The sequence below is a fragment of the Alloalcanivorax dieselolei B5 genome, assembly GCF_000300005.1.
Lineage (GTDB): Bacteria > Pseudomonadota > Gammaproteobacteria > Pseudomonadales > Alcanivoracaceae > Alloalcanivorax > Alloalcanivorax dieselolei.
This window is the reverse complement of record NC_018691.1, coordinates 2,955,750-2,980,079: the sequence shown is the minus strand read 5'-3', so window position 1 is coordinate 2,980,079 and position 24,330 is coordinate 2,955,750. Positions and strand designations below refer to the sequence as shown.

The window sequence follows — 24,330 nt, the reverse complement described above, 5'->3', positions numbered from 1 at the left end:
ACAGGCATGGCGACAGATATCAAAGCCCCGCAATTTCCGGAATCCGTGGCCGATGGCACGGTAGCCACCTGGCACAAGAAAGAAGGCGAGGCGGTTAAACGCGACGAGCTGCTGGTGGACATCGAGACCGACAAGGTGGTCCTCGAAGTAGTGGCTCCGATGGACGGTGTGCTGACCAAGATCATCAAGGGCGAAGACACCACCGTGGAAAGTCAGGAAGTGCTCGGACAGTTGGAAGCAGGCGCCAGTGCGTCCGCCTCCGCTGCCGCTGAAGAAAAACCGCAAGCCGAGGCGCCGGCCGCCGAAGCACAAAGCGGTGACGATGATGGCGACGCTCAGGCCGGGCCGGCCGCGCGCAAGCTGATGAGCGAGCACGGTCTCAGTGCCGCGGACGTCAAAGGCACCGGCGCCAAGGGCCGCATCACCAAGGACGACGTGGAAAAGGCGCTGGCCAACAAGCAGCAGAGCCAGCCCGCTTCCGGCGGTGCGCCCGCGCCGGCGGCGGCTCCCGCCCCGGCCGCCGGCGAGCGCGAGGAACGCCGCGTACCGATGACCCGCCTGCGCAAGCGCATCGCCGAACGGCTGGTGGCGGCGCAGCAGGACGCGGCCATGTTGACCACCTTCAACGAGGTCAACATGAAACCGATCATGGACATGCGCAAGCACTATCAAAGCGAGTTCGAGAAGTCCCACGGCGTGCGCCTGGGCTTCATGAGCTTCTTCACCCGCGCCTGCGTGGAAGCGCTGAAACGCTTCCCGGCGGTGAATGCGTCCATCGACGGTGACGACATCGTCTACCACGGTTACTACGACGTGGGCATGGCGGTGTCTTCCGATCGTGGTCTGGTGGTGCCGGTAATGCGCGACGCCGACCAGAAAGGGCTGGCCGAAATCGAATCCCAGATCATCGAGTTCGGTACCAAGGCCCGGGACGGCAAGCTGTCCATCGAGGACATGACCGGCGGTACCTTCACCATCTCCAACGGCGGTGTCTTCGGCTCGCTGCTGTCCACGCCGATCCTCAACCCGCCGCAAACCGCCATCCTGGGTATGCACAAGATCCAGGAAAGACCGATGGCGGTGGATGGCGAAGTGAAGATTCTGCCGATGATGTATCTGGCGTTGTCCTATGACCACCGGATCATCGACGGCAAGGAAGCGGTGCAATTCCTGGTCGCCGTGAAGAACTTCATCGAGGATCCGGCACGGCTGCTGCTGGACATCTGATTCCCGGCGCCGGCCCGGGGCCCCGCGCCCCGCGCCGGTGGCCCCGACGCATATAGGGACTGGTTATGTCAGAGAAATACGATGTCATCGTCATCGGTGGCGGGCCTGGTGGCTATGTCGCCGCGATTCGCGCCGCGCAATTGGGTTACAAGACCGCCTGCATCGAGAAGCGCATCAACAAGCAGGGCGACCCGGCTCTCGGCGGCACCTGCCTGAACGTGGGATGTATCCCCTCCAAGGCGCTGCTGGACTCTTCCTGGAAATACCATGAAGCCGAGGAAGCCTTCGCCGATCACGGTATCGGGGTTGGCAAACTGAACCTGGATCTGGACACCATGCTGCAGCGCAAGGACAAGGTCGTGCTGCAACTGACCGGCGGTGTCGCCCAGTTGTTCAAGGCCAACAAAGTGGATTGGCTGCAAGGTACCGGCCAGCTCAAAGCCAACAAGCAGGTGGTGTTCAAGCCGCTGGAAGGCGACGAGCAGACCCTGGAAGCGGAAAACGTGGTCCTGGCCGCCGGTTCCGTACCGATCGATATCCCGGTGGCGGAAGTGGACCAGCAGATCATCGTCGACTCCACCGGTGCTTTGGAATTCACCAGCGTGCCCAAGAAACTGGGCGTGATCGGCGCCGGCGTGATCGGCCTGGAACTGGGCAGCGTGTGGGCGCGCCTGGGCAGCCAGGTGACCGTGCTGGAAGCCGTGGACACCTTCCTGCCGGCGGTGGATCAGCAAATCGCCAAGGAAGCGATGAAGCAGTTCACCAAGCAGGGCCTGGACATTCACCTCGGTGCCCGGGTCACTGGCAGTAAGAAAAACAAAAATTCCGTTCGCGTTACCTATACCGATGGTGACGGCGAACACGAAGAAACTTTCGATCGTTTGATTGTGGCCGTTGGCCGCCGCCCCTATACCGAAGGCCTGCTCAGCCAGGACGCCGGTGTGACCCTGGATGAGCGTAACTTCATTTACGTGGATAACCAGTGCCGTACCGACGTCCCCGGTGTGTACGCCATCGGTGATCTGGTGCGCGGTCCGGCCCTGGCCCACAAGGCCATTGAAGAAGGGGTCATGGTGGCGGAGGTGATCGCGGGTGAGCATACCCAGGTCAACTACGACGCCGTCCCCGGGGTGATTTATACCCACCCGGAAGTGGCGTGGGTAGGTAAAACCGAGGAAGAAGTGAAGGAATCCGGGGAGCCCTACAAAACCGGGGCAGTTCCCTTCGCCGCCAATGGGCGTGCTCTGGCCGCCGGTGAATCCGCCGGTATGGTGAAGTTCGTGGTGGACGAGAAAAGCGACCGCGTTCTGGGCATGCACGTGCTTGGTCCCCAGGCTTCCGAACTGGTGCAACAGGGCGTTATTTCCCTGGAATTCGGCGCCAGCATCGAGGACCTGCAATTGATGGTGTTCGGTCACCCGAGCCTGTCCGAGACCGTGCACGAGGCGGCTCTGGCCACGGATTACAAGGCCATCCACGTGGCGCAACGGCGCCGCAAGAAATAAGAGTCGGGCCCCGGCGTGCCGCGCTGGCCGATACCGGACTTAGTGTGTTTGCACCGCCGCGCTCCCGCGGGAGCCGTCGGCGCAAACGCGGAACTTGGTCGGTTGTTGGCGTGCCACGCCGTCCCGCCTTTTGATCTTTCATCAACGACGGAATTAATGGCATGAACCTCCACGAGTATCAGTCGAAACAGCTGTTTGCTGATTACGGCCTGCCGGTTTCCAAAGGCTTCGCCTGCGACACCCCCGAAGAGGTAGCCGCCAAAACGAAGGAAATTGGTGGTGACAAATGGGTCGTCAAGGCCCAGGTACACGCCGGCGGCCGTGGTAAGGCCGGTGGTGTGAAATTGGTGGACAGCGCGGAAGAAGCGGCTGAATTCGCCAAAAAATGGCTGGGCCAGCGTCTGGTCACCTTCCAGACCGACGAGCACGGTCAGCCGGTTTCCAAAATTCTGGTGGAAACCTGCACCGACATCGCCCGGGAACTGTACCTGAGCGCGGTACTGGATCGCGCCACCCGCCGGGTGGTGTTCATGGCGTCCACCGAGGGCGGCGTGGAAATCGAGAAAGTCGCCGAGGAAACCCCCGAGAAAATCCTCAAGGCGGAAGTGGATCCGCTGGTCGGCGCGCAGCCGTATCAGGCCCGTCAAATCGCGTTCCAGCTGGGTCTGGAAGGCAAGCAGGTCAACCAGTTCGCCAAGATCTTCACCGGCCTGGCCAAACTGTTCGACGACAAGGACCTGGCGCTGATCGAGGTCAACCCGCTGGTGGTCACCGAGCAGGGTGATCTGCACTGCCTGGACGCCAAGATCAACGTGGACGGCAGCGCGCTGTTCCGCCACCCGGACATCAAGGCGCTGGAAGATCCTTCCCAGGAAGACGAGCGTGAGCGTCGCGCCGCCGAGTGGGAACTCAACTACGTGGCCCTGGAAGGCAACATCGGCTGCATGGTGAACGGCGCCGGTCTGGCCATGGGCACCATGGATCTGGTCAAACTCAAAGGCGGCCAGCCCGCCAACTTCCTGGATGTGGGCGGCGGTGCCACCAAAGAGCGTGTCACCGAAGCGTTCAAGATCATCCTCTCCGACGACCAGGTACAAGCGGTTCTGGTGAACATCTTCGGCGGTATCGTCCGTTGTGACCTGATCGCCGAAGGCATCATTGGTGCCGTGGAAGAAGTGGGCGTCGAGGTGCCGGTGGTGGTGCGTCTGGAAGGCAACAACGCCGAGCTGGGTGCGCAGAAGCTGGCCGACAGCGGCATGAACATCATCGCCGCCAAGAGTTTTGATGACGCCGCCGAGCAGGTGGTGAAAGCGGCGGGAGGTGCCAAATGAGCGTATTGATCGACAAGAACACCAAAGTGATCTGCCAGGGTTTCACCGGCAGTCAGGGCACCTTCCACTCCGAGCAGGCGATCGAGTACGGTACCCAGATGGTCGGCGGCGTGACTCCGGGCAAGGGCGGTCAGACCCATCTGGGCCTGCCGGTCTTCAACACCGTGGCCGACGCGGTCAAGGAAACCGGCGCCACCGCCTCCGTGATCTACGTACCGGCACCGTTCTGCAAGGACTCCATTCTGGAAGCGGCCGACGCGGGTATCGAGCTGATCGTCTGCATCACCGAGGGCATTCCGGCTCTCGATATGCTGTACGTGAAGGAATACATCACCCGCAAGGGCGGTGTGCGTCTGATCGGCCCGAACTGCCCCGGCGTGATCACTCCGGGCGAGTGCAAGATCGGTATCATGCCCGGTCACATTCACAAGCCGGGTAAAGTGGGCATCGTCTCCCGTTCCGGTACCCTGACCTACGAAGCGGTCAACCAGACCACCAAGCTGGGTTACGGTCAGTCCACCTGTATCGGTATTGGTGGTGATCCGATTCCGGGCACCACCTTCATCGATGCGCTGGAAATGTTCCAGAACGATCCGCAGACCGAAGCCATCGTCATGGTGGGTGAGATCGGCGGTACCGCGGAAGATGAAGCCGCTGCCTACATCAAGGAGCACGTGACCAAGCCGGTGGTCAGCTACATCGCCGGTGTCACCGCGCCTCCGGGCAAGCGCATGGGGCACGCCGGTGCGATCATCGCTGGTGGCAAGGGCACCGCGGACGAAAAATTCGCTGCCCTGGAAGCCGCCGGTGTCGTCACCGTGCGCAACCCGGCGGAAATCGGCGAAGGCGTGAAGAAAGCCACTGGCTGGTAAGGCCAGGTGGTGCCGGACCTTGAGTCCGGCCGCCAGCGCCAATGTCATCGCGGCCCGTGGGCCGCTCCCGCAGGAGATTTCGACCTCTCGCGGGAGCGGCCCACGGGCCGCGATGCTTTTTGAGGTTCAGTCAATCAGCGCCTGATAGACCAGTGAGCGCAGGGTTTGCCGGATCGGTACCAGCGTGGACGGCATCATCTGGGCCATCTGGATGACGATCAGGTCTTCACTGGGGTCGATCCAGAACTGGGTATTGGCCATGCCGGTCCAGAAATACTCGCCCACCGAACCCATGGTTTGAGCCAAGGCCGGATTGAGTACCACGCCAAAACCCAGACCGAATCCCAACCCGGCCCCCATGTGAGTATTGTTGAAACGGGGTTCGCCCATGTCGGCCATCGAGCCGGGCAGGTGATTGCTGTGCATCAATTCCACGGTCTTGCGGCCCAGCAGGCGTGCTCCGTTGAAGTTGCCACCATTGCGTAGCATCAGAGCGAAACGCAGGTAGTCGCCGGTGGTGGAGGTCAGACCACCGCCGCCGGAGAAAATTTTGGGTGGCTGAGTGAATTGCCGGCCACCGGACGCACCACTGACTTCCAGCGTGCCCCGCGGGTCAGGGGTGACTTCGGTGGGCTCGCCCTTGATGCGTGGCGGCGTGGCGCCAGCCAGGGTGTACATCTCCGCCAGCCGGTGCAATTTATCTTCGGCGACCCAGAAGGCGGTATCGTTCATGCCCAGAGGAGCAAAGATATGTTCCTCGAAATAGCGATCCAGTGATTGTCCGGAAATCACCTCCACCACCCGCCCCAGCACATCCGTGGAGATGCTGTAGTTCCACTTCGTGCCGGGGTGGAAGAGCAGCGGCATTCGTGCCGCCTGCCGGGTCATTTCCGCCAGTGAACCGTGATGTCGGCTGAAGTTGATGCCGTGCTTGCGATACAGGGCATCCACCGGTGGAATGCTGGTGAAATCGTAGGCCAGCCCGGAAGTGTGTGTCAGCAGTTGCCGCATGGTGATCAGGCTGCGCGCCGGTTCCAGCTTGGGATTCTCCTCGTCCCCGCCCACACAGACCTGCATGTCGGTGAACTCAGGCAAAAATTTTGCTATCGGATCATCGAGCTGAAACAGGCCCTGCTCGTAGAGCATCATAGCGGCGACGCTGGTGATCGGCTTGGTCATCGAGTAGATACGAAAGAGGGTATCTTCGGCGATCTTTTGCTGCTGATCCGTTTTCAGGTGGCCTGCACCGCCAAACCAGGCGCAGTGCCCGCGCCGGTAAACCAGTACGCTGATACCGGCCAGCCGCCGCGATGCCACCAGCGTCCGCATCCAGTCGGCCACGCGCTCCAATCGATTGCTTGAGATTCCCACCAGCTCCGGTGTCACCAGATCGAACATATTGTTTTTCTCCAACTCATGACGACGGCGTGGCCATCGTGGAATTGCTGGCCGCGCTGGGGAATCAGCCGCCATCGTGCAAGCATTTTGCACGATATCGGCGTCGTGAAGATAGGGCGATAAGGCTGTCTCCATGCTTTTCAACGGGCGGTGGCGCACCCGTATTGTCTGTCGCGGCGGAACATGATTAGCTCAAGCTCCGGTTTTCAGGAGGAGTGGTTTGTGATGAAAAAGCACGCACAGGCTTTGATGGAAATGAAAGGGCGGACGCCCATCGCCATGTTGACCGCCTATACCTGCCCGGTGGCCCGGGCGGTGGAACGGGCATCGATTCCGGTGATCCTGGTGGGGGATACCGTGGGCATGGTGGAGATGGGCTTCGAGAGCACCCGTGACGTGACCATCGACCACATGACCTATCACGTCGGTGCCGTACGCCGTGGCGCGCCGGAAACCCACATCATCGGTGACTTGCCCTACCTGACCGACAAGGATCCGGACACCGCGCTGTGGAACGCCCGCCGCCTGATCGCCGCCGGCGCGGACAGCGTAAAACTGGAGGGCGCCAAGACCGAGGTGATCCGGCATCTGGTGGACAACGGTATCGCGGTGGTCGGACACACCGGCCTGACTCCGCAAACCGCCAAGAGCTTCACCAAGGTGGGACGCACGGAACAGGAAGCCAGGCAGGTGCTGGAGGATGCCATCGCCATCCAGGAGGCGGGTGCCTTCATGATCGTGCTGGAACACATTCCCTACGATCTGGGCGCGACGCTCACCGACACCCTGGGGATTCCCACCATCGGTATCGGTGCCGGTCCGGACTGCGACGGCCAGGTGCTGGTGATCAATGATGCCCTGGGACTGGGCGATTACTGGCCGCCGTTCTCCAAGCAGTACGCCCACGTCAGCCGTACCATTTTGCAGGTGGCGGAGGACTTCGCCGGTGAGGTGGCCTCCCGTGAGTTCCCCAACAATATCATTGCCTTCCCCGGCTCAGGGAAAGCCTAAACTTGGGTAAGGTATTTTTATGCATTTTATATCATAAAAATGTAAGTCTAAAGAAAAGTTATAGCAACTGACTGGACTGTACGTTAGGACAGTATTTATAGTGTCCCTTTGGAATTGTGGAGGGACGTTATGATTTTGATTAGCGAGGAAGGAAAGTCACTTGTAAAGATTGAGAGGTGGCAAGAGGTTCTAGAAAGGCCTGGATATGTGGAAACAATCAATGCTGATAAAGTGAAACTGAAAAGTATTATCGGACGATATCACATTGAAACTAAAGAGCCCTGTGGCATTAGTAGTTGCAGGACTCCTCACAGCAAGGGCTATTTGGTTGTATGTGAAGGAGGTGTTGAGACAAATATTGGCAACAAGTGTGGACAAAGAATATTTGGTGTTGAGTTTAAAGAGCTTGAAACAACGTTCAAGAAAGACACTAATGCTCAACGGTTCAGAGAAAATATTGATAAAAAACAGAACGAAATCACCAAGAGGGTCATTGAGGAAATATCAAAGCTAAGAGATGGTGAAGGGAAAGCTGAATATCTATATGAAAGAGTTAACTCATACTTGACAAGGCTATTTGATGAAAAAATTTCATCAGCTCTTATTCAAAGAGCGAAACGGAAAGACCCGTTCCTTTATGAAGAGATATTACTAACGAGTAAGGAAAGGGAGGTCGCACAGGAGCTTGGCGGTAACACCTCAACTAAAAGAGAAATGGTCGGCGTGATTCAAGGCTTGTCAGCAGTTGCAGAATATAAAACCATGCGTCGATATGTTCTTCATGATCTTGGCCAAGACCTGGAAGCCTTTAAAAGTCTAAAGTCCGAGCTTTTGAGTTATGAAGAGTTGCGAAAATGGAATCGCTGGGCGAGTCAGTTTGAGAAAAAAATCAATGAAACAAAGAGGATTATGAGTGAATGTAATCGTTTCTTGGGGAGGAGTAACATTGATTTTGTTAGAGAAAATAAAGTTCTGCTATAAGTGTGCTGTGATGGTTTGTACAGTGATGGTTATTACCTGACAGCCCCCTTCTGACGGGCAGTTTCAGTTGTGCCGTTTGCACGGCGTTTTGCAACGATTTTCTTATTTGGGAAGTCTTTTAAGAACACGGCATTGAGTGTTTGTCCCTTCATGTCGCTCCCTTGATAAGAGCATTTGCTGTTGTGGCGCGTCAGATAGTTGTCGAGAACGGTTTGCGTTTCCTTGATGCTCTCGTACTACTTTTCTCCGCTTGGCGGACGTTTTTCCTTGCCATGCAATGGTCCGGGGAGGCTGGTGCGGGCACCATGAGGCGAGAAACGGACGGTTTATGCTAATGTCCTTCCTTTGTCGGCATGACATACAGGATGTCGTTGATGACGGAAAGGGAAGAAAACGATCTGGAACGCCTGCTGCGGCTGGCAGCCAGCGAACCGGCTCACCGGCCGGAGTTCTACCAGCGGCTGCTGGAATCCACGGTCTATGTGCTGGGCACCGCCAATGGCGGTGGTGGGCAGACCACCCTGGAGGCCGGCAGTCAGGTCAATCTGGCGCAATGGGAGAAGCAGGACGGGAGCTCGGCGATTCCGTTCTTCTCGTCCCTGGAGCTGTTGCAGCAAGCCATTGAGGAGGAGCAATCCTACCTGGCGCTGCCGGCCCGTTCCTTGTTCGAGATGACCGAGGGCGCGACTCTCTATCTCAACCCGCGCCTGCCCCACGGCAAGGAGTTCGTGTCGGCGGAAGTGCGGGGGCTGCTGAACGGCGGTGTTGGCGGTGCGCCGGAGCAACGCACGGTGGAGCAGGATACCGAGGTGCTGTTGGGACAGCCGGCCGAATATCCGGCCAGAATAGTGGATTCCCTGACCCAACTTCTGGTCAAGCACGGCAATGTGAAACGCGCCTTTCTGACACTGATGCATGATCGCTCCGTCAGCGAGCACCCCTCCTTGGTGGTCGGTATCGAGGCGGAAGGCGACATCGAGCCGGTGATGCGCGAATGCGGTCAGGTCATTGGTGACACCGTGAGCGAAGGGAAGGCGGTGGATCTGTATCGGATCGCGGAGAATGACGAACGGCTCAGCCGCTATTTCGTGGAGCAGGTGGAGCCGTTTTATCAGCGTCGCCGGGGATCCCGGCCGCGCATTTTTTTCAAGGCTGGAAACGCCTGAGAGAGACTATTGCCTCGGAGGGAGTGATGAAACAACCGGTTGCCGAACTGAACACCGAGCGTCTGCGTTTGCGCCAGTGGCGGCCCGCGGATCGTGCTCCGTTCGCGGCTATGAACGCGGACCCGGAAGTGATGCAATTCTTCCCCGAGACCATGAACGAGGCGCAGAGCCAGGCCATGGCGGATCATTGCGAGGCATTGATCGCCGAACGCGGCTGGGGCTTCTGGGCGCTGGAGCAACAGCAACAGAAGCGGTTTCTGGGCTTTGTCGGCCTCAATATCCCCAACGTCATGCTGCCGTTCCAGCCCTGCGTGGAAATCGGCTGGCGTCTGCGCCGCGATGCCTGGGGTAACGGCTATGCCACGGAAGCCGCCAGAGCGGTGCTCGAGTTCGGTTTTAACAACCTGGAGCTGGAGGAAATCGTTGCCTTCACCAGCGTACTGAATTACCGCTCCCAGGCAGTGATGGAGCGGCTGGGCATGGAGCGGCAGGAGGAAACCTTCGACCATCCCAGCGTGCCGGAAGGCATGCCAATACGGGAGCACTGTCTTTACCGGCTGTCCGCCGGGCACTGGCGCCGACGCTAGCGAATAGTCGAACCAAAAGGGAAGCGGATAAATGGAACAGGGAAGCCCGAATCAGGGGGAGGGGACGCCTTACGCACCGCCGCGGGCGGATCTGTCGGAAAAACCGCTGCAACCGGAGGCGTTGATTGACACCGGTGGGCTGACCAAATGGGCCATACGCTTGTTGTACGCGGATATGGCCATGGCGGCGGTGGCGGTCATCTCCGGATTGCTGGAATATCGACTGTTGATCCGGATCCGCGACGGCGTGGTGTTAAGCGATCAGGCTATTCAGACCACGGCCATTCGCCAGGGCGTGGTTGGCCTGGTGCAAACCCTCGTTCTGTTCACCGCCGTGATTCTGGTGGCCCGTTGGATCTACCGCGCCAATCAGAACTGCCGCAGGCTGGGGGCGCGGGACATGCGATTCACGCCGGGCTGGGCGGTGGGCTGGTACTTCATTCCCGTGCTCAGTATGTGGAAGCCGTTTCAGGCGATGAAGGAAATCTGGCGCGCCAGTGCCGCCCCCGCCGATTGGCGGCGTCAATCCACGCCAATGCTGATGCCGGTATGGTGGGGGATGTGGCTGCTGTCCCTGATGCTCGGGTCGGCCATCATACAACTGGCTCGTCATGCGGATTCCGTGGATGATTACCTGCTCCTTGGTCAAGTGACGCTGGTGGCCGACTTTCTGGAGATACCGCTGGCTTTCGCGTTGATCGTATTGATCCGGCGTATCCATGCCATGCAGCGGTCCGGCGCCATGTCCGCCGAGCAGGCATGGGGGGTAAATCGTACGGCGTGAAGAACCGGCTCTGCCATTGCCCTGCACGAACGTTGTTTTGACAATGTGAGAAAGACAGACGCTGGAGGGGATTATGGCGGAACCGAATGTGGTGCTGGTCTATGACAAACAATGTCCCGCCTGCGACAACTATTGCCGCTGGGTTCGCCTGCGCGATGCCGTCGGCCCCTTGCAACTGGTGGACGCGCGCGAGGACACTGAGATTCTGAGTGAGATCACCGCCCGTGGCTGGGACATTGATCAGGGCATGGTGTTGAAGGTCGGAGAGCAACTCTATTATGGTGCCGACGCCATCCACGCGCTGGCGTTGATGGGCAGCCGTTCCGGGCTGTTCAACCGCTTGAATTACTGGATGTTCCGTTCTCCCAGGATGGCATCCGTGTTGTACCCGGTGCTGCGTGCCCTGCGTAACTTGTTACTCAAGGCATTACGGAAAAGCAAAATCAATAACCTTGGCAAGGCGGACAACGAGCGTTTTTAGGTCACGGCGCCATGGCAGGGCAACCCTGCGAAAAAACAGAAAAAGATGAACAAAAAATGAAGGATACCGGCGGGCTCCGTCAGCCCCGAAGGGCGACGGAGGCCGGTGAGGTTCAGTGCAGAGTATCGTCGTCTTCAAAATCAAGGAACTCGTACTCGCTAAGCTCCCGTTTCAGACGGCGCTCCTCCAGCCGATCCTCGATACGATGACGCATATCCATGTTGAAACTGCGAGCGCGGGCGCTGCGTTCCTCCTGGAGTTCCTCATCGTTGTCGTCATCGACAAGGTCAAAATCATCATTCATCAGCAGATCTTCCGATTCATAGTCACGGTCAGCGCGGCGGTTACTCATGGGGCCTCCTTTCGGTAACGAAAGCGCCGTAAACAACCGGGTGCCAAGGGGGACTTCGTGAACGGAACTCCCAACCCGACGACCTCAGCGCCTATATAACTTCTGTTTTTCCCCGATACAAGTATTTTTTTTGTTCATCGCGGATCAACCGGGGATGGGTGTCTCCATCGGGGGGACACGGGTCTGTACGGAGGCCTTCCGGTGCCGGCGCTATGTGACCCTGGTCATAAGCCCGGGATCTCCACCCCCCGATGGCGGGGGAAACGCTGGCGGGCTCCGGGGAGGCTTTGTAAGCTGGCCTTTTGGGCGGTCGCGAGCGGCATGGACCCGGGATTTGGGGAGATAAAAGACAATGGCGGATTGGCTGGTGGTAGTGGGCGTCAGCATGGCGGTCATGGCCACGGTGGGGCTGATCAGGCAGGCGGCCTGGCGCGGCCACAGCCTGGTCCTGTTCGTATTGCCGGTGGCGGGCCTGCAACAAGTGCAGGAGAACTGGGAGGCCTATGGCCGGCTCGCGTTGCTGCGGGTGGCGGGGCTGGTGATCACCCTGGCGGGCCTGGGGCTGATGTACGTGGACTACCGCGAAAACGCAACGATTCCCCTGATGCCCGGCCAGGTGGTGAGCGGCGGCGCCGACATTACCAGCAGCCCCTTCGTACGCTCCTCGGAAGCGGCACTGCTGATGGCCCGTGGCGAGGGGCATCCGCTCACCGGCCGGTTGCACGGCACCGATCTGAAAACCCCTCAGGTGACCCTGGTCAACGGTGTTTTGACGGTACACCAGGGGGACGGTGTGCTGCCGGAGCTGTCCGTCAGTCTGCTTTTGAACTGGCCGGCGGAGGCGATCCGCGAACGCCGTACCTTGCTGGTGTCGCCCTGGGAAGAACAGGGACCGGAAGTGCATCTTTCCTGGACGCCCGCCGGCCAGCAATACCCGGAAACGCGCATCATCCGTAACGGCTACCGCCTTGATCTGGCGCTGGCGCCACGGGATCGCAGCGGCTTCAGCGGCACCATTCAACTGGTCTTGCCGGATGAGAAAAACAGCTATCTGGTGGGGGACTTCACCGCCCGCCCCAATCACTTGCGCTACCGGGACGGCAAGGTGGACGCCGCGTTTGATCACCCGGACACCCTGGCCTGGGTGGCGGAGCAGTATTTGCAGACCCAGTTCCCCGCCGGGGTACTGCAAAACGTGGAAGTGGAAAATGTGACCCTGCGCCGTGCCGCCGGCGAGGGCCGGGTGGAGGTTCGTCTGACCCGCTCCGATGGCGGCGGTGGGCGGCGTCAGCTCGGCCTGGAGAAGAACCCGGTGGGGTGGGCGGTGACACCGGGCTCCATGACCGGGGGCCGCCAGCCGTCGCCGGAACCGTCACGGCCGCCGGAATCGGCCGAACCCCGGGGACCGGACACCTCGGAGCCGCTGACCGACTTGCTAGCGCTAGCGCCACTGACCGGCACCGAACTGACGGTGCGCGAAAGCAGTGGCCGGGAGCGCACCGGTGTGCTGACCCGGGTCGCCAGCGATCGGCTCTGGCTGCGCCTGGCGCTGGGTGCCGGCAACGCCGAAATCGCCGTGGACGGCGCCCACATCGACAGCCTGGGCAGCCACGATGGCCGCCGCTGGCAAGTGGCGACGCCCTCCGTTGCCGATACGCCGTCGGCGGTGGCGCCGGGCGATGACCCGGTGGCCCCGGAGGTGCCTTATCAGGCGCTGCTGGGGCGTCAGGTACGGGTTACCACCGGGGACGGCAAAACCCAGGAGGGACGCTTGCAGGCGGTGGAAGGCGGGCGTATTACTTTGACTGTGCCGGTGGGTGCCGGCACAGTGGAATACTTCCATGCACTACCCGACATTGTGTCCATGGAGGCGGTTCGGTGAATATCCTGATGACCGGCGGCACCGGTTTTATCGGTGGCGCCCTGGGACATCATCTGCACAGTCTCGGTCACCGGCTGGTGGTGCTCAGTCGCCAGAGCCAGCAACGGGCGCTGGCGTCATGCCCGCCCGGCACCCGGATCATCGCCTCGTTCGATGACATCGCCGACGACGAGGCGCTGGATGCGGTGGTCAATCTGGCTGGCGAAAGCCTGTTCAGCCGTCGCTGGAGTGCGGCGCGCAAACAGCGGTTGCTGGACTCCCGGGTCGGCCTTACCCGGGACCTGGTGCCGCTGATGCGCCGTCTGCGGCAGCCGCCGGCGGTGATGGTCAGCGGTTCGGCGGTGGGCTTCTATGGCGATGCCGGTGACGCCGAGCTGACCGAACGCAGCTCCGCCCGGCGCAAGGACTTCGGTTACCGGCTCTGCGATGCCTGGGAGCAGGCGGCCCGTGAGGTCACCGGTCTGGGCATACGGTTGGCGATCGTCCGTACCGGCGTGGTGCTGGGCGCCAACGGCGGCATGCTGGCCAGGCTGTTGCCCGCTTACCGGCTCGGCCTGGGGATGCGTCTGGGCAACGGGGAACAATGGCTGAGCTGGATCCACCGGGATGATCTGGTGGCGATTCTGACCCGGGCGCTGGCCGCTCCCGGCGTCGAAGGGGTGTTCAACGGTACCGCACCGGAGCCGGTGACCCAGCGCGAATTTCATCACACCCTGGCCCGGGCGGTGCGGCGGCCGGCGCCCTGGGTCATGCCGGCGCCAGTGCTGAGACTGGCACTGGGCGAGATGTCGCAGCTGATGCTCGGCGGGCAGCGCGCTTATCCCCGCCGACTGGAAGAGCAGGGGTTCGTGTTCCGCTATCCCCATCTTGAGCAGGCCCTGGCCGATCTGGTGTGACTCCGGTGGAGAGGGCATTGTGGTTCGTGGCCTCGGCGGTCTCACAATTCGCTGGTACGCTTAGAGCCTGCCTACCGGCCTTGGAAACATGTACTCAGAGGTCGCTACAAGGCCGCTGTAGGAGCCAGCCCTGCTGGCGAATTCTTTGGAAGCAGCCCGATTCGCCAGCAGGGCTGGCTCCTACAGCGGCTTCGTAGACCCGTCAGTGGCAAGCTGCCTTGGCAGCCAATAACGGGTAAGCGGACCATGATGTGCTGGTTCGGCGCCCACCCCCTTGAAATACTGGCCGCCACCCCTATTTTTCTCCCATCCCAAGGCGGAACCCCACAACAAAACGGAGAACCCCTCGATGAGCAGTGACCGCGAGACCCGTGGTTTTCAGGCGGAAGTGTCCCGCCTGTTGCACTTGATGATTCATTCCCTGTACAGCAACCGGGAAATTTTCCTGCGTGAGCTGGTATCCAACGCCTCCGACGCCTGTGACAAGCTGCGCTTCGCCGCGCTGGATCACCCGGAGTGGTTGGAGGAAGACCCGGAGCCGGCCATCGATCTGGCGGTGGACGCCGACGCCGGCACCCTGACCATCAGTGACAACGGCATCGGCATGAACCGCGAGGAAGTGGTGGAGAACCTGGGCACCATCGCCCGTTCCGGCACCGAGAAATTCCTCGCCAGTCTCACCGGTGATCAGAAGAAAGACGCGCAACTGATCGGCCAGTTCGGCGTCGGTTTCTATTCCGCTTTTATCGTCGCCGACAAGGTCACCGTGGAAAGCCGCCGGGCCGGAGACAGCGCGGAGCAGGGCGTGCGCTGGGAAAGCGACGGCCAGGGCGAGTTCAGTGTGGAAACTCTGACGGTGCCGCACCGTGGTACCCGCATTACCCTGCATCTGCGTGACGACGCCAAGGACTTCGTCGACACCGGCAAGTTGCGCAACATAGTACGGCAGTATTCCGACCACGTGGCCTTCCCGATCCGCATGGCGGTGCCGGCCGGTGACGAGAAAGAGGAGGGCGCCACCGAGCTGGAAACCCTCAATTCCGCCATCGCCCTGTGGCAGCGCCCCCGCCAGGAGATCAGCGACGACGAATACCAGAGCTTCTATCGTCACGTCAGCCATGACTTCCAGGATCCACTGACCTGGAGTCACAACCGGGTGGAAGGCAACCTGGAGTACACCAGCCTGTTGTACGTACCGCCGCGGGCACCGTTCGATCTGTACCACCGGGAAGCCAGCCGGGGGCTCAAGCTCTACGTTCAGCGCGTGTTCATCATGGACGACGCCGAACAGTTTCTGCCCCTGTATCTGCGTTTCATCAAAGGCGTGGTGGATGCGCCGGGCTTGCCGTTGAATGTCAGCCGTGAATTGCTGCAGGACTATGGTCCGGTGCGCAAGATCCGCGCGGCGCTGACCAAGCGGGTACTGCAGATGCTGCGCAAGCTGAGCGGTGACCAGGAAGCCTACGCCACGTTCTGGCAACAATTCGGCCAGGTGCTCAAGGAAGGGATCGGCGAGGACGGCGATAACCGTGAAGCCATCGCCGGTTTGCTGCGCTTTGCTTCCTCCACCTCGCCAACGCCGGGGAGCGTGGGGCTGGATGACTACATCGAACGTGCCGGCGAAGAGAACAAACGGATTTACTACCTGCTGGGCGACAGCCTGAGCGCCGCGCAGAACAGCCCGCACCTAGAAGTGTTCCGCAAGAAAGGTGTCGAGGTGCTGCTGCTGGCCGAGCGGGTGGACGAATGGATGATGGGCTTCCTCACCGAGTACAAGGGCTACACCCTGGTCAACGCCGCGCGCGGTGAGCTGGACATGCCCGGCGATGAAGACGACAAAGCGGAAGATCCGCAGCAGGATGCGCCGGTGCTGGGTCGTCTGGGCGACGTGCTCAACGAGCAGGTGGAAGCGGTGCGCGCCACCGCTCGGCTGGTGGAGTCCCCGGCCTGTCTGGTGCTCGGTGCCGACGAGCTGGGCCCGCAGATGCGCATGATGCTGGAAGCCGCCGGGCAGCCGGTGCCGGAGAGCAAGCCGGTCCTGGAGGTGAATCTGTCCCATCCGTTGATGCAGCGCATGGCCGAGATCGAGGACGGCGATACCTTTGCCGAACTGACTCAGCTACTGCTGGATCAGGCGCTGCTGGCCGAGGGGCAGTTGCCGAAGGATCCGGCGGCCACCGCGCGGCGCTTGAATCAACTGCTGCAGGATCGCGCCGAACGGGCCTGATAGGAAGGCCGGACGACGGACCGGGAGCAGGAAAGTGGCCTAAGGTGGAAAGATCCGGCCCAGGCTCTTATGATGCCGGAAATTCGCGGCGCGGCCGGGGTCGTGCCGCCGGACAAAGGATGCCCTGCATGACGCAACATACCGCGGCCATTCTCGGTGGCGGCAGCTTCGGTACCGCCATGGCCAGTATCCTGGCGGAAAACGGCCACGGCACCCGGCTCTGGGTGCGCGATCCGGAAACCGCCGCGGCCATCAATGAGGACCGTGAGAACCCGCGCTATCTGCCAGGGCAGGCCCTGCCGGCCGGAGTGGTGGCTTCCGAGAGCCTGGAAGAAGTGCTCAAGGGCGCCGATCTGGTGTTCGTCGCCGTCCCCAGCAGTGCCTTTGTCGAGGTCCTCGGCCAGGCCCGCCATTGGGTGCCGGACGGCACCATCGTGGTCAGTTGCACCAAGGGTATCCTGGAGGACGGTTTCCTGCTGATGAGCCAGGTGTTGCAGCGCGAATGGCCGCACACCCGGGTCGGGGTACTCAGTGGCCCCAACCTGGCGCGGGAGATCGTCGAACGCAAATTCACCGGCACCGTCATCGCCAGTGGTGACGAGGCACTGCGCGCCACCATCCAGAAAGCCCTGAGCTGCGATTACTTTCGTGTCTACGACAATCCGGACCTGTATGGTGTGGAACTGGGCGGGGCGCTCAAGAACATCTACGCGGTGGCGTCCGGGATGGCGGCGGCCATTGGCGTTGGCGAGAACAGCCGCAGTTTCATGCTGACCCGGGCGTTGGCGGAGATGAGCCGCTTCGCCGTGGGGTTGGGCGCCAATCCACTGACCTTCCTGGGGTTGGCCGGGGTAGGCGATCTGATCGCCACCTGCTCCTCGTCGTTGTCGCGCAATTACCGGGTCGGTTACGAGCTGGGGCAGGGCAAGTCGCTGGAACAGGCGGTGGCGGACCTTGGACAGACCGCGGAAGGGATCAACACCATCAAGCTGGTGGCGGAGCGGGCCAGGGAACTGCAGGTCTATATGCCGCTGGCCACCGCGCTCTACGACATCATTTACGATCATCAGCCGCTGGAGACCATGGTGGTGCGGCTGATGAGCGGTGAACACAAACACGATGTGGAATTCAGTTTCCACGGAGCCTCGTCTTGAGAGTGTACCTGTGCCGTCATGGTGAAGCGGTGGCCAAGGCCCCCACCGACGCGGAGCGCCCGCTGACCGAACGGGGCCGGGCGGAAGTGTTGTCCCTGTGGCAAACCTTGCGTGAGGAAGGGGTCAGCGTGGGCCGCATGGTGGCCAGCCCCTACCGGCGCGCGCAGCAGACCGCGCTGTGCATCGCTCAGGCGTTCGGCGGCATGGAACAGGAATCCTGCGGTTACCTGGTGCCCGAGGCGCAGCCGGAGCGGTTTCTGGAGTGGTTGATGCTGCAGCCGGAGCAGGAAAACCTGGTCCTGGTCAGCCACATGCCGCTGGTGTCCTTGCTCACCGCCACCTGGATTGGTGAGCCGTGCTCCCGTCCGGCGTTCCGGGTCGGCTCGGTGGCGGCGCTGGATGTGGACGTGGCCGCCGCCAACGGCGCCCGCCTGCTATGGCTGCGCGGGCCAGAACGGCCCTGCTGATCCACGATACCCCACGCCCTTCGCGGCTAAAGCAGAGCGCCATCCGACCGTTTCCCACGGAGCCACTGTGGGAAGCTTGCCTGCAAGCGAATACCCGAAAACGCCGGGAGCCCTATTCGCCAGCAGGGCTGGCTCCTACAGACCATGCCACGAAGCCGCTGTAGGAGCTTGCCCTGCAAGCGAATACTTCCAACACGGGGAGACCGTTCGCCAGCCGGGTCGGCCAAAACCCTGGGGCGGTAGCTCGACCAACCCGCATTCTCGCCCATTATTGCCCGGCTTCCCGTTCGCGCCTTTCACGGCGCGCTTGGCGGGCTTGCTGCCGGCGCTTCTCCTCGAGCATGCGCTCATCCGCTTCCTCGTGTTTCCAATGCTGCACGGCAATTTGCGCCTTCACTTCCTCGAGAATATCGAGCAGGGTTTCGCGAATCAGCGTATTCAGTTGTTGCTGTTGGCCGCTGGTGGCGGTATTGATCAGATCATTGATCAGACGATCCAGCCTCTCGCGGTTGGCCGGCGCGCTGATGTCCTCCACCAATTGCTCCACCAGAGCGTCGCCGGCATCGCGCACGGTCTCGCCGAGCAGGGCGACGGCCCGGGGGCCGGCCACCGGAATCGCCGCCAGCCGGCGGCCCGCCGGGGTGCGGTTCACCGCCTCGTTGGTGAGATGGCTGAGATAATCTCCGAGTTGGTCCCGGTACTGGTCGTGACTGCGCCGGGTGGCATCGGCGATGCGTCCGCCGAGATAGTCCACCAACTCGTCGCGGCGTGGCAGCAGCACGTCCTGCTCAATACGGTGCATCAACTGGCCGCCGCTGACGATCTCCCGCTGGGCGCCTTCCAGGATGTTGATCACCACCCGGTCGGAAATCTCCTCCACCAGGATCCGGTAATACTTGAGCACGGTGCGGCCCAGATAGGTCTCGGTGAAATCCACCACGCCCCGCTTCTGCAGCCGGTACATGAGGCTGATCACACGCAGGATCCGCAACCAGCGGAAGCTGCCCACCGGGATACAGCCGAGCAGATCGTACCAATGCGCGAACGGGTAGAAGAACCAGCGATGGTAGGTGCGCCGGCCGATGGCGACGCCCCAGCGAATCACGAACTCGGTAAGGAAAATCGCCACGAACCAGAGGTCGATCTCGAGAAAATTGGCGTGCACGGTGTCCCGGTAGAAGCCGAAAAACGCCGGTGACAGCATGTGCAGAAAATCCTGCACGGCGGGGATGCGGAACAGCCAGTCGAACAGGATCAGTCCCAGATTGAGCAGAATCAGGCCGATCATCGCCAGATCGACCAGATAGCCCAGGCTGTCCAGATCCGGACGCAGCTGTTTCAGATTCAGACGCACGTTCATGAGATCGGGTCGAAGCGGCTCCACACCGGGCAATGGTCGGAGGGTTTTTCCATGGCGCGGATGTCGTAATCCACACCGCAGTCCTTGAGCTTGTCAAGCAACGGCCGGGTCGCCAGCAGGGTGTCGATACGCAGGCCGCGTCGTGGATCACGGTGGAAGCCCTTGGAGCGGTAATCGAACCAGGAGAACACGTCGTTGGTTTGCGGATTCAGGTGGCGGAAGGTATCCACCAGACCCCAGTCCACCAGCCGCTGCCACCATTCGCGCTCTTCCGGCAGGAAGCTGGTTTTGCCTTCGCGCAGCCAGCGTTTGCGATTGTCCTCGCCAATGCCGATATCCAGATCGGTGGAGGAAATATTGAAATCGCCCATGATCACCAACTGCTCATCCGGCCTGTGTTCGCTTTCCAGATACTGTTGCAGGTCCTCGTAGAACTTCTGCTTGGCCGGGAACTTGGTCGGGTGGGTGCGGTTCTCGCCCTGCGGAAAGTAGCCGTTGAGCACCGTCACCGGCGCGCCGTCGCGATCATGCAGACGGCCGATGATCATGCGCTTTTGCGCGTCCTCGTCATCGCCGGGAAAGCCATAGCGAATATCCGCCAGCGGCTCGCGGGTGATCAGGGCAACGCCGTAGTGGCCCTTCTGACCGAAATAATAGGGGTGATAACCCATATCCCGCACCGCCTGCTCGGGAAACTCGCTGTCCTGAACCTTGGTTTCCTGCAGACCGATCAGTGCCGGCTGGTACTTGTTGATCACCGCCTCCAACTGATGCAGACGGGCGCGAATACCGTTGATGTTGAAAGAAATCAGAGTCATGCCTTTTCCTCGGATCAATACCCGGCCGCTGGCGGCCGTCGGCCATCGGGGCATTGTACACGAGCGGGCATGGGTTGCGCTGGGCCCCCATCTGACCGAATCCGCCCCCCATGATGTCGTAATCGGTCCATGTGTTTCCCCGTTGGTGTGGCTATGATGTCCGGCTCGCCACGCTGGTTCTGAGGTTCATACATGACGGATACCGATAACACCGGTGAAGCCGGGCGCAAAACCACGCTCGCGTTCGCCCATGCCAACGGTGTGCCCGGTCACAGTTACGACACTTTCCTGGCGCCGCTGGCGGCGCACTATGACGTGCGGATTATCGAGTGTCTGGCGCACGATGCGCGCTTCCCGGTGGACGCCGACTGGAAAAGCCTGAGCCTGGAGCTGGAAGAGTGGATGCGGGATCTGCCCAAGCCGCTGATCGGTCTGGGCCATTCCATGGGCTCGGTGCTGATGTTTCACGTGGCCCAGCGCCACCCGGACTGGTTCAAGGCGCTGATCATGCTGGATCCGCCCATGGCCAACGGGTTCCGGGGCGTGCTCATGCGCGGCATCAAGGCGCTGGGCCTGCAGGACAGGTTCACCCCCGCCGGCCTCAGCAAAACCCGGCTCGATCATTGGGATAACTGGGAGGACGTGGAGAGCTATTTCGGCTCCCGTGGCTTCTTCAAGGCGTTCGATCCGCGCTGTCTGCGGGATTATCTGCGGGCCGGTCTGGAGCGTCACGGTGACGGCTGGCGGCTGCGCTTCCGCCCGGCAATCGAAGTGGCGATCTTCCGTGAGGTCCCCACCGGCCTCACGCGCATGCCCCGCCTCAAGGTGCCCGGCGCCCTGGTCACCGGCCAGGATTCGCCGCCGCCGTTTCATCACAGCGGCGGGCGTCACGCGCGCCGTCACCGTCTGCGCCGGCTGTTCTCGCCGGGAGGGCACATGTACCCGTTGCAATACCCGGAGCGTACCGCTGAAATGGTGCGGGAACTGATCGTGGAACTGACCGGAGCCGAGCATGCCCTCCCCGCCAACCAAAAGAGTGCCTGAAGAACGCCGCTTTTCCGCCTACGGACAAACCCTGGCGGCGCTGTATTGGGATGGCGAGGGTGAACCGATTCTCGCGCTGCATGGCTGGCTCGACAATGCCGCTTCCTATCTGCCGCTGTCCGCGCATTTGCACCGGCCCATGGTGGCGCTGGACTTCGCCGGCCATGGCCATTCCGAGCACCGTCCGGCGGAGCTGGCCACCCATTACGTGGACCATGTGCGTGACGTGCTGGCAGTGGCCGATCAACTGGGCTGGGACCGTTTCGTGCTGATGGGGCATTCCATGGGCGCCGGCGTGGCCTGCCTGTTCGCCGCCACTTTCCCCGAGCGGGTCAGCAAACTGGTGCTGATCGAAGGACTGGGCCCGCCCGCCACGCCCGCCAATGAAGTGGCCAGCACACTGCGCACCGCCATCGATCAAATGCACACCCTGCCGGAGAAGCGCAAGCCGGTTTACCGTCACATCGACGACGCCGTGGCGGTACGCCAGCCGGCGCTCGGTGGTCTGGAAACCGAGTCCGCGCGGCTGCTGTGCGAACGTGGTCTGGTGGCGGTGGAAGGCGGCTGGACCTGGCGTACCGACATGCGCCTGCGCATCGCTTCCTCGGTGCGCTTTACCGAGGAGCAGGTGGAGGGCTTTGTCCGTGCCATTGAAGCGCCCACCATGGTGATTCTGGGTGAGCAGGGGTTGGCCGGGAAAGCGAAGTTCGAGCATCGCTTCGAGTGGCTCAAGGATGGCCGCAAAGTTGTTCTGCCGGGACGGCATCATCTGCACATGGACACGCCGGAGCCGGTGGCGGCACGGATCCGCGCTTTCCTGGATCTGGAGAGATCCGGCGATTGAGCCCGGCGGTCCGAAGGGCATGAACCCTGCATGACCGGTGGCACATGGTGATGTGGACCGGTCATGAACAAACTCGACAGTGCTCTGCTGAATATCCTGATCAAGGACGCGCGCGCCTCCTACGCCGATATCGCCCGCCAGCTCGGTATTTCCCGTGCCCATGCCCGCACCCGGGTACAGGGGCTGGTGACCAGCGGCGTCATTGAGCAATTCTCCGCCGTGGTCAATCCGGAGAAGCTGGGCAAGGTGATTTCCCTCTTTATCGATCTGAAAGTGGCGCCGGCGCAGTTGGAAACGGTGTCCCAGGAACTGGCGGACTGCCAGGAAGTGGTCAGCCTTTACATCATGAGTGATTTGCAGAGCCTGCATATTCACACCCTCACCGACAGCTTCGAAAGCTTTGACGCCTTTGCCCGCCGCCGCATCTTCAACCGTCCGGAGGTCCTCTCCGTCGACTGCAAAATGCTGATGTCCCGCGTCAAGCACCGGCGTGGCGGCCCGCGTCTGTAGCGTCGGCTTCGCACTGTGCGGGTGCGCGGGTACTCAAGCGGTGCGCGCCATACATCTGTCAGCGATGGCGGCCCCCGGACTGACGATCGGACACCAATGTTTGCCGCCAGATGACAAATGGCTTCCCGGCCCGTGGTGATACGCCATTTGTCATTCGTTTGTGCGGTTGTCCGGCTCCGTACTGGGCGATGCCGGTGCTCATGGAGAATGGCTCGCCGTAAAAGAAAAAAGATAAAAATCATAGCGTTACGGTTAGCTATGGTTTGGCATGAGCCTTGCTGAGGTCGGCATTACAAATGCCTTCGGGCGCTGATCACGGAAACAGGAGCAGACCACCATGACCCTGAATCGCCGCAAGTTCCTCGCCACCGCCGGGGCCGCCGCGTCCGGTGCGATACTGGGCGCCCCCGCCATCGTTCGGGCGGAGTCGCAAACCACCTTCAACTGGAAGATGACCAACGCCTACCCGCCGGGCGCGCCGTTCTATGTGCAGGGGCCGGGCAGCCCCACTGACTTTTGCAAGAAAGTGGAAATCCTTTCCGGCGGGCGTCTGAAGATCCAGCATTTCGCCGCTGGCGAATTGATTCCCGCCATGGAAGGGTTTGACGCGGTGTCCAAGGGGTTGGTGGAGATGAACGCGGCCAATGCCTATTTCTGGGCCGGCAGAATTCCCGCCGCGCAGTACTTCACCACGGTCCCTTTTGGTATGAACACACAGGGCATGAACGCCTGGATTTACCACGGTGGCGGCCTCGAATTATGGAACCAGATCTACGCCGAGCACGGGCTGGTGGCCATGCCCATGGGCAACACCGGTACTCAAATGACGGGCTGGTTCCGCAAGCCGATTGAAAATGTCGGTGATCTGGATGGGCTCAAGATGCGTATCCCGGGGTTGGCGGGCCGGGTCTACGCCGAGCTTGGCGTGACCGTGCGCCTGTTGCCCGGCGGGGAAATCTTTCCGGCGCTGGAACGGGGCGTGATCGACGCCGCCGAATTTGTTGGTCCTTATCAGGACCGGCGTCTCGGGCTGCACAAGGCGGCCAAATACTATTACACCACCGGTTGGCACGAGCCGACCAACGTCACCGAACTGATCATCAACAAAAAAGCCTGGGACAGCCTGCCCGAGGACCTGCGGGCGGTGGTACGGACCGCCGCGCAGGCATGCAATGTGGAGAGCCACGCCTGGTGTGAAGCGGTCAACGCCGATGCCCTTACCGACCTGGTCACCAATGAAGGCGTCGATGCCCGCCCGTTGCCGGCGGACGTGGTGGCGAAGTTGAAGGAGGTCACCGCCGAAACCCTGGAAAGTCTGGCCAAGGCGGATAAGACCACACGCAAGGTGCACGACGCCTTCATGGATTTCCGTGGCAAACACGAGTCCTGGGCAGCGGTGAGCGAAAAAGCCTTCATGATGCTGTGAGAGCCTT

General features: G+C 61.4%; 23 protein-coding genes. 19 read left to right on the top strand and 4 right to left on the bottom strand.

Features of this window, described 5'->3' with window-relative positions:
* The first annotated feature begins 6 nt into the window (after window positions 1-6).
* The 4 genes from odhB (at window position 7) to sucD (ending at window position 4,935) form a co-directional block, all read left to right on the top strand.
* Window positions 7-1,227: a 2-oxoglutarate dehydrogenase complex dihydrolipoyllysine-residue succinyltransferase gene (gene odhB, locus B5T_RS13255; protein WP_014995018.1), complete on the top strand. Its 1,221-nt coding sequence runs from the start codon at window positions 7-9 to the stop codon at window positions 1,225-1,227.
* Window positions 1,228-1,292: 65 nt separating this feature from the next.
* The gene (lpdA, locus tag B5T_RS13250) at window positions 1,293-2,732 is read left to right on the top strand and encodes a dihydrolipoyl dehydrogenase (protein WP_014995017.1); all 1,440 of its coding nucleotides are present in this window, start codon (window positions 1,293-1,295) and stop codon (window positions 2,730-2,732) included.
* Between the two features lie 161 nt (window positions 2,733-2,893).
* Entirely contained in the window at window positions 2,894-4,063 is a 1,170-nt protein-coding gene (sucC, locus tag B5T_RS13245) for an ADP-forming succinate--CoA ligase subunit beta (RefSeq protein ID WP_014995016.1), read from the top strand.
* Window positions 4,060-4,935 (top strand): succinate--CoA ligase subunit alpha, encoded by an 876-nt coding sequence (sucD, locus tag B5T_RS13240; protein WP_014995015.1) that lies wholly within the window; start codon window positions 4,060-4,062, stop codon window positions 4,933-4,935. The genes sucC and sucD overlap by 4 nt, the downstream gene beginning before the upstream one ends.
* A gap of 126 nt (window positions 4,936-5,061) precedes the next feature.
* Here the strand turns inward: sucD and B5T_RS13235 are convergent, their stop codons facing one another.
* Window positions 5,062-6,333 (bottom strand): serine hydrolase domain-containing protein, encoded by a 1,272-nt coding sequence (locus tag B5T_RS13235; RefSeq protein WP_014995014.1) that lies wholly within the window; start codon window positions 6,331-6,333, stop codon window positions 5,062-5,064.
* Between the two features lie 225 nt (window positions 6,334-6,558).
* Here B5T_RS13235 and panB point away from each other — a divergent pair, with 225 nt between their 5' ends.
* The 6 genes from panB (at window position 6,559) to B5T_RS13205 (ending at window position 11,343) form a co-directional block, all read left to right on the top strand.
* Window positions 6,559-7,344 carry a 3-methyl-2-oxobutanoate hydroxymethyltransferase gene (gene panB, locus B5T_RS13230; protein WP_022996014.1) on the top strand — a complete coding sequence of 262 codons (786 nt, stop codon included), beginning with the start codon at window positions 6,559-6,561 and terminating at the stop codon, window positions 7,342-7,344.
* A 129-nt stretch (window positions 7,345-7,473) separates the two neighbouring features.
* Window positions 7,474-8,325, top strand: a complete 852-nt coding sequence (locus tag B5T_RS13225; protein ID WP_041717025.1) for a hypothetical protein — start codon at window positions 7,474-7,476, stop codon at window positions 8,323-8,325.
* A 374-nt stretch (window positions 8,326-8,699) separates the two neighbouring features.
* Entirely contained in the window at window positions 8,700-9,491 is a 792-nt protein-coding gene (locus B5T_RS13220; RefSeq protein WP_014995011.1) for an enhanced serine sensitivity protein SseB C-terminal domain-containing protein, read from the top strand.
* A gap of 26 nt (window positions 9,492-9,517) precedes the next feature.
* The gene (locus B5T_RS13215) at window positions 9,518-10,078 is read left to right on the top strand and encodes a GNAT family N-acetyltransferase (RefSeq protein ID WP_014995010.1); all 561 of its coding nucleotides are present in this window, start codon (window positions 9,518-9,520) and stop codon (window positions 10,076-10,078) included.
* 31 nt (window positions 10,079-10,109) lie between these two features.
* Complete coding sequence (locus B5T_RS22330; RefSeq protein ID WP_014995009.1) at window positions 10,110-10,862, top strand: DUF4328 domain-containing protein; 753 nt, start codon at window positions 10,110-10,112, stop codon at window positions 10,860-10,862.
* 73 nt (window positions 10,863-10,935) lie between these two features.
* A complete protein-coding gene (locus B5T_RS13205; RefSeq protein WP_014995008.1) occupies window positions 10,936-11,343 on the top strand; it encodes a DCC1-like thiol-disulfide oxidoreductase family protein in 408 nt (135 codons plus the stop codon).
* A gap of 112 nt (window positions 11,344-11,455) precedes the next feature.
* On the opposite strand, the gene B5T_RS13200 is transcribed toward B5T_RS13205, so the two are convergent.
* Window positions 11,456-11,695, bottom strand: a complete 240-nt coding sequence (locus tag B5T_RS13200; RefSeq protein WP_014995007.1) for a PA3496 family putative envelope integrity protein — start codon at window positions 11,693-11,695, stop codon at window positions 11,456-11,458.
* Window positions 11,696-12,047: 352 nt separating this feature from the next.
* Here B5T_RS13200 and B5T_RS13195 point away from each other — a divergent pair, with 352 nt between their 5' ends.
* The 5 genes from B5T_RS13195 to sixA all read left to right on the top strand — a co-directional run bounded on the left by B5T_RS13195 (window position 12,048) and on the right by sixA (window position 18,321).
* Window positions 12,048-13,577, top strand: coding sequence for an LSm family protein (locus B5T_RS13195; protein WP_014995006.1), 1,530 nt, complete (start codon window positions 12,048-12,050; stop codon window positions 13,575-13,577).
* Complete coding sequence (locus B5T_RS13190) at window positions 13,574-14,473, top strand: TIGR01777 family oxidoreductase (protein ID WP_014995005.1); 900 nt, start codon at window positions 13,574-13,576, stop codon at window positions 14,471-14,473. The genes B5T_RS13195 and B5T_RS13190 overlap by 4 nt, the downstream gene beginning before the upstream one ends.
* Before the next feature lie 349 nt (window positions 14,474-14,822).
* Window positions 14,823-16,700 (top strand): molecular chaperone HtpG, encoded by a 1,878-nt coding sequence (htpG, locus tag B5T_RS13185; protein WP_014995004.1) that lies wholly within the window; start codon window positions 14,823-14,825, stop codon window positions 16,698-16,700.
* A 128-nt stretch (window positions 16,701-16,828) separates the two neighbouring features.
* The gene (locus B5T_RS13180; protein WP_014995003.1) at window positions 16,829-17,854 is read left to right on the top strand and encodes an NAD(P)H-dependent glycerol-3-phosphate dehydrogenase; all 1,026 of its coding nucleotides are present in this window, start codon (window positions 16,829-16,831) and stop codon (window positions 17,852-17,854) included.
* A 2-nt stretch (window positions 17,855-17,856) separates the two neighbouring features.
* Window positions 17,857-18,321, top strand: a complete 465-nt coding sequence (gene sixA, locus B5T_RS13175) for a phosphohistidine phosphatase SixA (RefSeq protein WP_014995002.1) — start codon at window positions 17,857-17,859, stop codon at window positions 18,319-18,321.
* Window positions 18,322-18,589: 268 nt separating this feature from the next.
* On the opposite strand, the gene B5T_RS13170 is transcribed toward sixA, so the two are convergent.
* A complete protein-coding gene (locus B5T_RS13170) occupies window positions 18,590-19,681 on the bottom strand; it encodes an ion transporter (protein ID WP_014995001.1) in 1,092 nt (363 codons plus the stop codon).
* On the bottom strand, window positions 19,678-20,499 hold the full coding sequence (gene xthA / locus B5T_RS13165; protein ID WP_014995000.1) for an exodeoxyribonuclease III: 822 nt from the start codon (window positions 20,497-20,499) through the stop codon (window positions 19,678-19,680). The genes B5T_RS13170 and xthA overlap by 4 nt, the downstream gene beginning before the upstream one ends.
* Window positions 20,500-20,691: 192 nt before the next feature.
* Between xthA and B5T_RS13160 the strand changes: the two genes are divergently transcribed.
* The 4 genes from B5T_RS13160 (at window position 20,692) to B5T_RS13145 (ending at window position 24,323) form a co-directional block, all read left to right on the top strand.
* Complete coding sequence (locus B5T_RS13160) at window positions 20,692-21,543, top strand: alpha/beta fold hydrolase (protein WP_014994999.1); 852 nt, start codon at window positions 20,692-20,694, stop codon at window positions 21,541-21,543.
* Window positions 21,512-22,387: an alpha/beta fold hydrolase gene (locus B5T_RS13155; protein ID WP_014994998.1), complete on the top strand. Its 876-nt coding sequence runs from the start codon at window positions 21,512-21,514 to the stop codon at window positions 22,385-22,387. Before B5T_RS13160 ends, B5T_RS13155 begins: the two co-directional genes overlap by 32 nt.
* Before the next feature lie 63 nt (window positions 22,388-22,450).
* The gene (locus B5T_RS13150) at window positions 22,451-22,897 is read left to right on the top strand and encodes an Lrp/AsnC family transcriptional regulator (protein WP_014994997.1); all 447 of its coding nucleotides are present in this window, start codon (window positions 22,451-22,453) and stop codon (window positions 22,895-22,897) included.
* 337 nt (window positions 22,898-23,234) lie between these two features.
* Window positions 23,235-24,323, top strand: coding sequence for a TRAP transporter substrate-binding protein (locus tag B5T_RS13145; protein WP_014994996.1), 1,089 nt, complete (start codon window positions 23,235-23,237; stop codon window positions 24,321-24,323).
* Window positions 24,324-24,330 lie beyond the last annotated feature (7 nt).